The 11885-nt window shown below is 60.3% G+C and carries 13 protein-coding genes; 7 read left to right on the top strand and 6 right to left on the bottom strand.

Translation table 11 applies throughout. From position 1 onward, the window contains the following. Positions 1-176: 176 nt before the first annotated feature. Both FSO04_RS09270 and FSO04_RS09265 read right to left on the bottom strand, forming a co-directional pair. The gene (locus FSO04_RS09270; RefSeq protein ID WP_154559390.1) at positions 177-1091 is read right to left on the bottom strand and encodes a LysR substrate-binding domain-containing protein; all 915 of its coding nucleotides are present in this window, start codon (positions 1089-1091) and stop codon (positions 177-179) included. Between the two features lie 305 nt (positions 1092-1396). Then, complete coding sequence (locus FSO04_RS09265) at positions 1397-2752, bottom strand: epoxide hydrolase family protein (RefSeq protein WP_154559389.1); 1356 nt, start codon at positions 2750-2752, stop codon at positions 1397-1399. On the opposite strand from FSO04_RS09265, the gene FSO04_RS09260 reads away from it, so the two are divergent. Continuing rightward, complete coding sequence (locus FSO04_RS09260) at positions 2751-2915, top strand: hypothetical protein (RefSeq protein ID WP_154559388.1); 165 nt, start codon at positions 2751-2753, stop codon at positions 2913-2915. The genes FSO04_RS09265 and FSO04_RS09260 overlap by 2 nt on opposite strands. Before the next feature lie 24 nt (positions 2916-2939). On the opposite strand, the gene FSO04_RS09255 is transcribed toward FSO04_RS09260, so the two are convergent. Together FSO04_RS09255 and FSO04_RS09250 are read right to left on the bottom strand one after the other, a co-directional pair. Then, positions 2940-3176, bottom strand: coding sequence for a DUF4148 domain-containing protein (locus FSO04_RS09255; protein WP_097395422.1), 237 nt, complete (start codon positions 3174-3176; stop codon positions 2940-2942). A gap of 255 nt (positions 3177-3431) precedes the next feature. Further along, positions 3432-4355 carry a LysR family transcriptional regulator gene (locus tag FSO04_RS09250; RefSeq protein WP_154559387.1) on the bottom strand — a complete coding sequence of 308 codons (924 nt, stop codon included), beginning with the start codon at positions 4353-4355 and terminating at the stop codon, positions 3432-3434. A 137-nt stretch (positions 4356-4492) separates the two neighbouring features. Between FSO04_RS09250 and FSO04_RS09245 the strand changes: the two genes are divergently transcribed. Together FSO04_RS09245 and FSO04_RS09240 are read left to right on the top strand one after the other, a co-directional pair. After that, positions 4493-5776, top strand: a complete 1284-nt coding sequence (locus tag FSO04_RS09245; protein WP_154559386.1) for an MFS transporter — start codon at positions 4493-4495, stop codon at positions 5774-5776. Positions 5777-5902: 126 nt separating this feature from the next. Further along, positions 5903-6661: a creatininase family protein gene (locus FSO04_RS09240; protein WP_154559385.1), complete on the top strand. Its 759-nt coding sequence runs from the start codon at positions 5903-5905 to the stop codon at positions 6659-6661. A gap of 30 nt (positions 6662-6691) precedes the next feature. Here the strand turns inward: FSO04_RS09240 and FSO04_RS09235 are convergent, their stop codons facing one another. After that, entirely contained in the window at positions 6692-7273 is a 582-nt protein-coding gene (locus FSO04_RS09235; protein WP_154559384.1) for a thioredoxin family protein, read from the bottom strand. Between the two features lie 237 nt (positions 7274-7510). On the opposite strand from FSO04_RS09235, the gene FSO04_RS09230 reads away from it, so the two are divergent. The 4 genes from FSO04_RS09230 to FSO04_RS09215 all read left to right on the top strand — a co-directional run bounded on the left by FSO04_RS09230 (position 7511) and on the right by FSO04_RS09215 (position 11346). Then, the gene (locus tag FSO04_RS09230) at positions 7511-7882 is read left to right on the top strand and encodes a GFA family protein (RefSeq protein ID WP_154559383.1); all 372 of its coding nucleotides are present in this window, start codon (positions 7511-7513) and stop codon (positions 7880-7882) included. Between the two features lie 126 nt (positions 7883-8008). After that, entirely contained in the window at positions 8009-8749 is a 741-nt protein-coding gene (locus FSO04_RS09225) for a response regulator (RefSeq protein WP_154559382.1), read from the top strand. Beyond that, complete coding sequence (locus FSO04_RS09220) at positions 8746-10062, top strand: sensor histidine kinase (protein WP_154559381.1); 1317 nt, start codon at positions 8746-8748, stop codon at positions 10060-10062. The genes FSO04_RS09225 and FSO04_RS09220 overlap by 4 nt, the downstream gene beginning before the upstream one ends. A gap of 240 nt (positions 10063-10302) precedes the next feature. Then, positions 10303-11346: an alpha/beta fold hydrolase gene (locus tag FSO04_RS09215; RefSeq protein WP_154559380.1), complete on the top strand. Its 1044-nt coding sequence runs from the start codon at positions 10303-10305 to the stop codon at positions 11344-11346. A 65-nt stretch (positions 11347-11411) separates the two neighbouring features. Here FSO04_RS09215 and FSO04_RS09210 read toward each other — a convergent pair whose 3' ends face one another. Continuing rightward, positions 11412-11585 carry a CsbD family protein gene (locus tag FSO04_RS09210; protein WP_154559379.1) on the bottom strand — a complete coding sequence of 58 codons (174 nt, stop codon included), beginning with the start codon at positions 11583-11585 and terminating at the stop codon, positions 11412-11414. Positions 11586-11885: the final 300 nt, after the last annotated feature.

The following is an 11885-nucleotide window of genomic DNA, read 5'->3' as shown; positions in this document are numbered from 1 at the left end:
ATCAGTCCGAGAAGGCGCACTGAGGTCTGACGTGACCACCGTACGCAGGCAGGAGGCAAAAACGCCGCTAGAGGAGCGACGTTTCTGTGTATGGACGGATGATAGAGATGATCAAAAAAGACTCAATGCGGGTCCTGCATGGGGATATGCGAGACTCGCATAACGCGGGATTACCCTTAATCGACTGCCTGCGATTCGGCGCGAAGGTGGCGCCAGAGCGTGTCCAGAAACCCACTGCGATTCGAGGCATCCCGGTAGACGCGAAGTTCAACTTCGAGATGCCACGTATCCCGGCCGGCTGGGACGAGTTCTCCCGCGTCGAGCTCGGCGACGATCGAGCTTTTTGGCAGCCAGGCAACGCCTTCGCCTTCCAGGACCAGCTTCTTGAGGACCTCGGCCATGTCGGATTCGTAATGAGGCCGCAAAGCCGGGGTTGCGTCGACGCGGCCAAGGAGGAGTGCGAGGCAGCGGCCGAAGTAGCTGGTTTCCGTGTACGTAATCAACGGCAGTGGACGCGCCGCCGTGCCCGGCAACCGGAATATCGGCGCGCCACGCGGATTCGGCCGGCAGACAGGCATCAATACATCGACGCCCACGGTGAGATGCTCGTACCTGATCGGGTCGAGATGGAGGGGTAGCTCCGGGTGATGATAGGCAAACATCAATTCGCAATTGCCGTTCACGAGCATCAGGATGGAGTCGTGGACATTGGTGGGTATCACCCGCGCACGTACCTCCCCGAAGCGCGCAGTGAGCGCCTTCAACCAGGCAGGCAGAAAACTTAGCGCGATCGTATGACCCGCTGCAATCTGCAAGCCTTTGCCCGCCATGCGTTGGTCGATGCGAATGATGGCTCGCGTATCGAAGAGCTTTCCAAGGATATCTACCGCTGCTTCCCGAAACAGTTGTCCGGCAGGCGTCAGTGTTGGAGGGAAACTGCTTCGGTCAATGAGGTCCGCGCCCACCCACTGCTCAAGCGACTGAATGCGCCTGCTGAAGCCCGACTGGGTGACATTCCGAAATTCCGCCGCCCGCGAGAAACTCTGATACTGGGAGAGCGCGATGAAGTCCTCAATCCACTTGATTTCCATGTCGGGTCCGATGTGTGCGGCGAGTGTGCGTGCCTCGAAACGAGTGGGTGATTCTACGCGGGCTCGACACCCGCTTGGCCTCCTCTGCCATGCATTGCGATACAAATCACGGATTTTCCGCCAGCAATGCACCGGGAGCCATGGCTGCTAACAGGCAAATTTTTGCCGTTTAGACTCATTTTTTCCAGTTAGCCGGCCAAAAAGTGATGGTTACTTGAAGCCGTCGCGGTGGGTCGATGCACACGGCGCGCGGCGACGGCGCTCCGTGCGGCCATCCAAGTCGGGCCAAAGCGGGGAATGATCCGCTAGTTGCGCAGCGTTCTCAAACCGGCACGAACCTCCTCGGCAAATAATTGCGGCTGTTCCCATGCCGCAAAGTGTCCGCCTTTATCGAGCCGGTTGTAATAGATGAGGTTGTGATACGCACGCTCCGTCCAGCTTCGCGGGGCCTGATAGTTCTCGCGGGGAAAGACGCTCACGGCAGCCGGCACGGATACATCGGCGGCGGCCAGGAAGTTGAAGTGGGACTCCCAATAGAAGCGCGCCGCGGAAATTCCCGTGTTCGTCAGCCAGTAGAGCGTGATGTCGTCGAGGAGATCGTCCCGTGTCAGGTCGCCTGCGGATTCGCCATTGACGGGTCGCCCGAACACGGCCGAAGTCAGCGCCGCCGCCGGCTGAACATACCCGTCGCCGTGATCGAGCAGCCAGCTTGCCAGTCCAACGGGTGAGTCCGCCAGTCCGTAGAGCGTTTGCGGGCGTGTTCCCATCTCCAATGCATAGGCACGCCGTTTCTTGGCCGCGCTGCTTAGCTGCTCGTAAGCGTGCTTTTCATCGTCCGATAGACCGGGTGGCGGCGGATCGCCGGCTGCGAGCGCCTTTGCAATCTCGGGCGGAACAGTCGCAGGGAAGTTGACGTGGATGCCCAGCAATTCCGGCGGCGCCTGCTTACCCATCACATTCGCGACGACGCCACCCAGATCGCCGCCTTGCGCCGCGAATTTCTCGTATCCAAGGCGCTTCATGAGTACGACCCACGCACGGGCGGTACGCTCAGGACCCCAGCCGGTCGTGGTAGGTTTGCCTGAAAATCCGTAGCCCGGCAAAGACGGAATGACCAGATGAAAAGCATCCGACGCGCTTGCGCCGTATGCCGTGGGATTGGTCAGCGGATCGACAATCTTCAACATCTCGATGACCGAACCGGGCCAGCCGTGTGTGACGATGAGCGGCATCGCATTTTCGTGTTTCGAGCGAACGTGGATGAAATGAATGTCCAGTCCGTCGATCTCGGTCACGAAATTCGGCAGCGAATTCAGCTTCGCTTCGCACTTGCGCCAATCGTAATCGGTCGCCCAATGGCGCGCGAATTCCTGAATCATCGCGAGCGGCACGCCTTGCGAGTCATCCGTAACGGTTTCACGGTCAGGCCATCTCGTGGCTTTGATGCGCCTGCGCAGGTCGATCAGTTGCGATTCCGGCACATGCACGCGAAGTGGACGAATAGCGGTCTTGTCGCCGCCGGCCGGCTGGGCAACCTCAGTAATCGCATGATTCGTTTCTGCAAAAGCGAGCTGACTCAGCGAGCCCGCGGCAACGGCTGCCGCTGCCACGCTAACAAAACGACGGCGAGACGGCGATTGGGGAAGGATGGTGTCTGACATGGCATTTCCGATGGGCGATAAAGCGAGGTTCCTGATCAATAGCAGCGTGATCTCACGAGTCATTGAACGCGATACGCCCACGCCGAGCGTGCTCGGTATGGGCGTAGTGGAACGTGTGAAGCATCTTGAACCAAGAGGATTGCTTACCGTATTGGAAGCATAGTTCAATCTTGCGGCGCTCAGATTATCAGCTACCGCGATACAAGCTGCTGAGCTGGGCGAGCTGACCATCCCGCTGGGCTTGCACCAGTTCGTGGCGGACCTCTGCGCGCGTCTTTTGCATCGCGCCGGTTTGGCTCGGGTTCCATTGCTGCACTTGCGTGGCGGCCGATTGAGCAGCGGTTGTTGCGGGAGCTTCAGAGGCGTGAGCGAAGCCGGCGGTAGCGAATGCAGCGAATGCCAAAGCGATCATTGAGGTTTTCATGTCGTTCTCCGTGAACCAATAAATTAAAAGGAAGGCGCCGCGATGTCAGGAGCAAGGGCAGCAATTCGGTCCGTCATCTGCGATTTGCTTGTGTCTTGCATCCGGCGTTGATGCATTAAAACGTGCCGACGTATCTGACTTGTGTCGAGAAACCGGGTCAATTGCAATGTTCTGTATCACCTGGAGGCCCAGATACATTGCGATACGAAGCGCGGGTTTTCCGCTAGCAGGGACAGATGCGAATGCGTCGACGCACTAGGCGTTATCCGGCTCCGCGAACATGGTCATATGGCGCAGGATCCATTCGAGCATCTCCTGCGGGGCGGCCGCGAGCGGCCGGCCGGATTTGACGAGCAGCCGCGCCTTGATACCGCGGAACAGGGGATGGTCGATTGGCACGACGGTTAATTCGCCCGCCGCGATCTCCCGATACGCGGCAAATTCGCCAACGAGCGTCACGAAGTTTTCCGACGCGACGAAGCGCTTGAGCGCGCTCAGCGAATTCGTGGTGAGCGTCGGACGGATCTCGATGTTCTCGGCGAACGCCAACATCTTTGCCGCGTGACCGATTCCGAAGGTGGCCGGCATCAATGCCAGCGGATAGGCGAGCACGTCTTCGATGCTTGCTGGCCCGCCTCTCACCGCCAGCGGATGCTCCGGGCGGACCAGCAGAACGACGGGTTGCGCTGAACTCGCGCGATATTCGATGCGCGAATGCGGCGGCGGATTGTAGGCAAGACCGATATGCGCGCGGCTTTCGGCCACTTCGTTCAGCACGTCGTCGACAGCAAGGATCTCCACGCCGATGTCCAGCTTGGGATACCGCGCACAGAACGGGGTGAGCACTTCATCGACCAGCGCATCGACATAGCCTTCGCTGATGGCCAGTTGAACATGGCCTTGCTGGAGGCCCTGCAAGGCATGAAGCTGGTCTTCCAGTTTCTCCTGCTGTGACCGATACCCTCGCCAGAATTCGAGCAGATGCGCCGCCGACTCAGTGGGCTTGACGCCGCGGGCCTGGCGCTCGAACAGCATCACGCCGAGTTCGTCTTCCAGTAGCTTGATCTGCCGCGTAATCACGGAAGGGGACGTGTTGAGGCTATCCGCGGCGCCGCGAATCGTTCCGTGAGTCAGTACTTCATGGAAATACCGGAGGCGTTGCTGGTTGATTTCTCGCATGTCGGCTGTCCTTTCATTGCTGCCGTTGCCCTGTGAGCAACGATACGTGAACTTAGTTGCTGTTGCTAGTTCGGCTGGGCGTTGCCACTATTCATCCGGAAGACGAGCCGGACGAAACGGTGAACAGGGAGACAGGCATGGCAGCAATTCAAACCACAATCGACGAGGACGATGTTTCCGCGCTCTACGACAGGCTTAACTGGCGGCTACTCCCGTTTCTTCTGATGTGTTATCTGTTCGCTTATCTGGATCGCGTCAACGTCGGCTTTGCCAAGTTGCAGATGCAAAGCGACCTCGGGTTTTCCGATGCCGCTTACGGTGTGGGCGCCGGTATCTTCTTTCTGGGCTACGTGCTGTTCGAGCTGCCGAGCAACCTCATGCTGCCGAGAGTCGGCGCACGGAAAACCTTCTGTCGAATCCTGGTGTTATGGGGCATCACATCGGCTTGCATGCTGTTTGTGCGCAACGTTCACATGTTCTACGGAATGCGCTTTCTGCTTGGCATCTTCGAAGCGGGTTTCGCGCCGGGCATGATTTTTTACCTGTCGCGCTGGTACGGTCCCTCGCGTATGGCCCGGGCCATCGCGATCGTTTTTCTCGCCGGCCCGATTGGCGGCATTGTCGGTGGCCCCGTCTCGGCCTGGCTGATGACCACCTTCGCCGGCACAGCGGGTCTCGCCGGCTGGCAGTGGATGTTTCTCGCCGAAGGCTTGCCATGCATTGTGCTGGGTGTGCTGACGCTGTTTGTCCTGTCGGATCGGCCCGCGCAGGCCCGCTGGCTGAGCGATGACGAGAAGCGCCTGCTCGAGGCCGAACTCGTGGCGATCCCGGCTGGAGATCACTCGTTCAAGGCTGTGTTGCGCAACCCCAAGATCTATCTGCTGGCGTGCGCGTACTTCTGCATCATCGCGTCGATCTATGCCATGAGCTTTTGGCTGCCTACCATCGTGAAGTCGCAAGGCGTCAACGATACGATCCGGCTTGGCTGGTACTCGGCGATTCCGTACGTTGGGGCCGCCTTCGGCATGTATTTCATCGGCCGCAGATCGGACACACGTGGCGAACGGCGCTATCACAGTTCGGTGCCGGCGCTGCTCGCCGCGGTATTGCTTTCCCTGTCGGTTTTGATGGACGGCAACCTCGTCGCCACGCTCGTCCTGTTGACGCTCACCACGACGATGTTGTGGATGGCGTATACGGTGTTTTGGGCCATCCCCTCTGAATACATCAAGGGCGATGCGGCAGCGGGCGGTATTGCCTTGATCAATACGATTGGCTTGTCTGGTGGATTCTGGGGACCCGCCATCATCGGCTGGGCGAAGACGGCAACCGGCAACTTGCATCTTGGACTCCTGATAATTGCCGGCCTGGCGTTATGCGGCTCTGCGCTGCTCGTCGCGAACAGGTTGCCGTCAGAATAGCGATCTGGGCACGCCCGGATCCGGATAAGGACGTTCTTCCATCGACACCCGCAGGCGTCGTCGAGGAGCAGCAGTCAACCCAATGCGCCGCGTTCCTGCGGGACACGGCGAAGCAGAGGACTTCAAATGCTTTTACACCTGTCGACATGGGCCGAAGTGGGGCAATACCTGGAGCGAAGCCGTTCGATCGTCGTTCCTATCGGTTCGAACGAGCAGCACGGCCCCACCGGTCTTTTGGGCACCGACTGGCTGTGCCCGGAAATCATCGCGCACGAAGCCGAGAAGAGTGCGGACATCCTGATTGCGCCGACCTTCAATATCGGCATGGCCCAGCATCACCTGGGCTTCCCGGGAACCATCTCCTTGCGGCCATCAACCTTCATTGCGGCCATTGGCGACTGGACGCGCTCGCTTGGAGTTCATGGCTTCGAGAAAATCCTGTTTCTGAACGGCCATGGCGGCAACATCGCGTCGATCGAAGCTGCGTTCTCCGAGATTTATGCCGAGGCCAGTTTTGCGCGGCGCCGCTTGGGGTTCGCACTGAAGCTATGCAACTGGTGGGATCTCGAAGGCGTGGGCGAGTTGGCGCGCGAACAGTTTCCCGAAGGACATGGCGTGCATGCGACGCCCTCCGAAATTGCCATCACTCAGTGGGCGCTTCCCGAGACGATCAAGAAAGCCCGCTACGCCCCGCAGATCGCGCCGTCCGGGCCGATTCGCGAGGCGCTCGAGTTCCGCGCGCGCTATCCCGATGGACGGATGGGCTCGGATCCGGCCCAGGCATCTCAGGAGAAGGGCGGCGCGCTGGTGAAGCTGGCCGCCCAGAGCCTGATTCGCGAGATGGATGCGTTCAGCCGCGAGATCGTGCCGGGCGGGCATGACTGATTGATCAGCCCAAGTACATTGCGATGCGAATCACGGGTTTTCCGCCAGCAACGCCTTGATCTTCGCTTCGGTCTGTTCGTAGTCGCCTTCGCCGAAGTGCGTGTAGGCCACGTGCCCTTTCTTGTCGACCAGATAAAACGCGGGCCAATACTGGTTGTCGTAGGCGCGCCATGTTGCGTAGTTGTTGTCCTGCGCGACTGGGAACGTAATGCCGAAGCGCTTGATCGCCGATTTGACGTTGTCCGTGTTGCGCTCGAACGGATACTCGGGTGTGTGGACGCCGACCACCGCCAGGCCCTGGTCCTTGTATTTCTGGTTCCAGGTCTTGACGTAGGGCAGCACGTGGATGCAGTTGATGCAGGTGTAGGTCCAGAAGTCGACCAGCACAACCTTGCCCCGCAACTGTTGCAAGGTCAGGGGATCGCTATTGAGCCATTTATCGATGCCAGTGAATTCCGGCGCGGTGGCGTTGTTGTCGAGCTGGTTTGCAACGGGACCGGCGGCAGCGCTGGCCGCGGGACTTGCAACGAGCGTCGCGATTGCGGCGGCGCCGGCTGTCACGGTGGCGGCGAACAGGGCGACGGTAGCGGTGGTTTTGAGTCGGGAGAGCATGTCAGCGTCCTTTCAGAGAGGAGAGCAGAGCGGCGATCCGGGCATGGGCCCGTACGCCGCCTCAGGCATTCCAGTGGTTGGCATGGGTGCATTTGAACGCCCGTTCGTATCTGGCTTGTGTCGCCGAGGCGGCGCGGGTGCAATGTTTTGTGTCAGGGGAACGCCCAGATACATTGGGATACAAAGCGTCGCGCGTACCAGGCTATAAAGCAGCCATTCCTACCGTGGAGAAGCCACATGAGTACCGAACTGCTGCAAGGATCCTGTCATTGCGGGACCGTGAAATTTGAAGTCCGTACCGATGTCCTGCCCGCTGGGCGTTGCAATTGCAGCCTGTGCCGGCGCAAGGGCGCGCTGATGACGCCGCCGTTTGCCGCGGGTGAACTGAAAATCCTGAAGGGTGAGGAAGCGCTGACGCTTTATCAGTTCAATACGCGCACGGCGAAGCACTATTTCTGCAAGCACTGCGGTATTTATCCATTCCATCAGACGCGTAGAGATCCGCAGCTGTGGCGGGTCAACATCGGTTGCCTGGAGGGTGTCGATCCGTATACGCTGGAGGCGAGCGTAGCCAATGGCGCCAGCCTGTCCGTCGTGGAGGATGCATGAGAAAACTCATGACAATTCTCGCCTTCCTCGCGGGCGGATTGGCGGCGGAACTGGCGCACCCCGTGCACTGTTCGCTGATCAACGTGAACCGGGTGCGCGTCAATCGTCGAAAGGATTGATCCGTTGATGGAAACCACCGACCACGTCCTGATCGTCGACGACGATCGCGGCATCCGCGAATTGCTTGCCACCTATCTCGAGAAGAACGGCATGCGCGTTTCGCTGGCCGCCAACGGCCGGCAGATGCGCACGGTCCTCGAACAGGGCGCGCCTGATCTGATCGTGCTCGATCTGATGATGCCTGGCGAAGACGGTCTCGTGCTGTGCCGGGAATTGCGTGCCGGCAAGTTTCGTGCGGTACCGGTCTTGATGCTGACCGCCCGCAGCGAGGAGACGGATCGCATCGTCGGGCTGGAAATGGGCGCGGACGATTACCTGTCCAAACCGTTTGCGGTGCGTGAACTGCTGGCGCGCATCCGCTCCGTGCTGCGCCGCGCGCGGATGCTGCCACCCGGCATGCAGGTGACGGAATCCGCGCCGATGATCGCTTTCGGTGACTGGCGTCTCGACACCACGGCGCGTCATCTGCTCGACGCCGAGGGCACCATGGTGGCCTTAAGCGGTGCGGAGTACCGCTTGCTGCGCGTGTTCCTTGATCATCCCCAGCGCGTGCTCACGCGGGATCAGTTGCTCAATCTGACTCAAGGCCGCCAGGCCGATGCATTCGACCGCTCGATCGATCTTCTGGTCAGCCGTTTGCGCCAGCGCTTGCAGGACACCGCGCGCGAGCCTCGGTACATCAAGACGCTGCGCAGTGAGGGTTATGTATTTTCGGCGGCGGTGACCATGATCGAAGGTACGCCATGAAGCTGAATGCATTGCTGCGTTGGCCGCGCACGCTGTTCGCGCGGCTTGCCCTGATTCTCTTTGTCAGCCTTGCGCTGGTGCAAACGCTGTCGGTCTGGCTCACCATGACGGAACGGGACCAGACCATGACGAACGTGATGATGGGTTACATCGAACGCGAGGTCACCAGCTCCGTCGCGCTGCTCGATCATTTGCCCGCTAACGAACGCGCCGAATGGTTGCCAAGGTTGGCGCGGCGCACCTATACCTTCAATCTCGGGCCCGGGGTCGCCGGCGCGCCTCCCGATGCGAAGCTCTCAGCGAGAGTGGCTCAATCTATCGCCGACGGCATCGGCAAGCGCTATCCGCTCACGGCCAACGCCGTCCCCGGCGATCCGGACCGCCTGCAGGTCCATCTGCTGTTGAGCGACGGCACGCCGCTGACGATCGACTATCGCCCTATGCCGGGCGCGCCGCTGTCGCCGTGGTTGTCATGGTTGCTGGTGCTGCAACTGGTGGTGCTGGCCGCGTGCTGCTGGCTGGCGGTACGGTTGGCAACACGCCCGTTGAGCCACTTGGCGCGAGCGGCGGATACCCTGGGCCCGGACCTTAAGGTGGAGCGCTTGCCCGAAGACGGCCCGGACGAAGTGGCGCGCGCGGCGAGGGCGTTCAACGCCATGCAGGATCGCATCAGGCTGTACATGACCGAGCGCTTGCAGATCCTCGCGGCGATTTCGCACGACCTGCAAACGCCGATTACCCGCATGCGTTTGCGCGTCGACGTGATGGACGAGAGCCCACAGGGCGCCAAGCTGCAGCAGGACCTGCAGGAAATGGAAACCATGGTCAAGGAAGGCGTCACGTACGCGCGCACCATGCACGGCGCCAGCGAGGCACCCCTGCGTATCGATCCGGACGCGCTGTTCGACAGTCTGGTGTTCGACTATGTCGACGCCGGCAAGGACGTTTCGCTGCACGGTCGAATCGACGCTGCACTGGTGACGCGTCCTCAGGCGTTGCGCCGGATCGTGGGCAATCTCGTCGATAACGCGCTGAAGTTCGGTGGGTCGGCCGAGATCAGGGTTGCCTCGCAGGACGGGCACGTGAGGGTCTCCGTGCTCGATCGCGGGCCGGGTATTCCGGCCGAGTCGCTGGAAGCGGTATTCGAACCGTTCTATCGGCTGGAAGGATCGCGCAACCGCGGAACCGGCGGTACCGGGTTGGGCCTCGCGATTGCGCGGCAACTCGCTTTGGCGATGGACGCGACGCTATCGTTGCATAACCGGCCCGATGGCGGCCTAGAAGCCACACTGGTGTTGAAAGGCGTTGGCTAAATTCCGATCGCTCGCCGATCGCGTTGTATGCCGTACGTTTTCGTCGATGAACGTCAACTACCCCCGTCTTGTATCCCAATGTATCTGCACCGCCGGTAAATACATAACGTTTCACTGGTGCTTTTCGCAGACACACGCCAGATACGTCCACGGGCTTTAATGATTCCAGGCCAGATCGTCTGGCTTCGCAGGCCGGACATGTCTTGCGCCCGTTTAGCTAACCTTTGAGGAGAATCCGCGATGCCGGATCAGATCAATACTCGACGTCGTCGTCTGCTTGGGACGGCAGTTGCTGGTATCAGCTTGATGGAGTTGGGTTTGAGCGGGCTCGCCAAGGCGCAGTCGACCGGCACGCCATCCAATGCGAACACTGCAATACGTGTTGCTTCGTTTGACAACATTCGCCAGGTCAATGCCGGAACGCTCAGCATGGGCTATGCGGAAGCGGGTCCGCAGAATGGACCGGTTGTGATCCTGCTGCACGGCTGGCCCTACGATATCTACAGCTTTGCTGAAGTCACACCGTTGCTGGCAGCCGCGGGCTACCGGGTCATCGTGCCGTATCTGCGGGGCTATGGTTCGACGCGGTTTTTATCCGCAGATACGCCTCGCAACGGTCAACAGGCCGTGGTTGCCATCGACATCATCGCGTTGATGGATGCATTGAAGATTGACAAAGCCATCTTTGGCGCCTTCGATTGGGGCGCGCGCACGGCGAATATTATCGCCGCGTTGTGGCCGCAGCGATGCCAGGCGATGGTGTCGGTCAGCGGTTATCTGATCGGCAGTCAGGAAACCAACCGGGCGCCGCTGCCGCCGAAGGCTGAACTGGCCTGGTGGTATCAATTCTATTTCGCCACGGAGCGTGGCCATGCAGGTTACGAAGCGAACCGCCACGACTTCAACAAGCTGATCTGGCGTCTCGCGTCGCCGAAATGGAATTTCGACGATGCGACGTACGACCGCTCGGCTGAGTCCTTCAACAATCCCGATCACGTCGCGGTGGTGATTCACAACTACCGCTGGCGTCTGGGTCTGGTTAAGGGCGAGCCGCAATACGACGAACTCGAAGCGCGGCTCGCGAAGGGGCCGACCATTTCGGTTCCGACCATCACGATGGAGGGCGACGCCAACGGCGCACCGCATCCCGAGCCGGCAGCCTACGCGAAGAAATTCACCGGCAAGTATCAGCACCGGAACATCGACGGCGGTATCGGACATAACTTGCCGCAGGAAGCGCCGAAGGCATTTGCCGATGCCATCGGCGACGTCGCCCGGCTTTAAGCGGAGTGGAGGAGCGGGGTCCTGGCGCGCTAACGTACTGCACCATGCGGCGCATCGGTCGATTATTAGCGTTTCTTGAAGCGCGCCTTGGCATCGCCATACGATGCCTGCGTCTTGCCGATGACCTGCTCGACGCGCCCCCTCCACGCGACCGTCCGGTTTCCCATGGTCTTGCCGAGGCCGGTACGCAGCTTGCCCGTGATCTCTCTTATCCATCCCTGCATCTGGTCTTTGTTCATCACCTCGCTCCTTGAGCGCTGCTTCCATCGCCACAGCATGACCTCGATGGACGAAGCAGTCGGTACGGCACCGGACAGACGCCGGTCGGGAGTCGGCGCACAAATGATTTGTTCGATTGAATTCGCCGCACTGACGGTGGTCCCTTTGCGAGTCCATCGAACTCCTTTGGAGACCGATCATGAGACTCGTTGGCACCCCATTCCAACCGCGACCCGCGCCCGCATTCGCGATCGCGGTTTTTCTCGCGATAACGGCATTCGCCAATCCTGCGAGCGCTGCTTCCCCCACCCAGACTCAAC

It is taken from the genome of Paraburkholderia madseniana, assembly GCF_009690905.1.
Classification (GTDB): Bacteria; Pseudomonadota; Gammaproteobacteria; order Burkholderiales; family Burkholderiaceae; genus Paraburkholderia; species Paraburkholderia madseniana.
The sequence above is the reverse complement of the archived record's forward strand: the minus strand, read 5'-3'. Positions and strand labels throughout refer to the sequence as shown.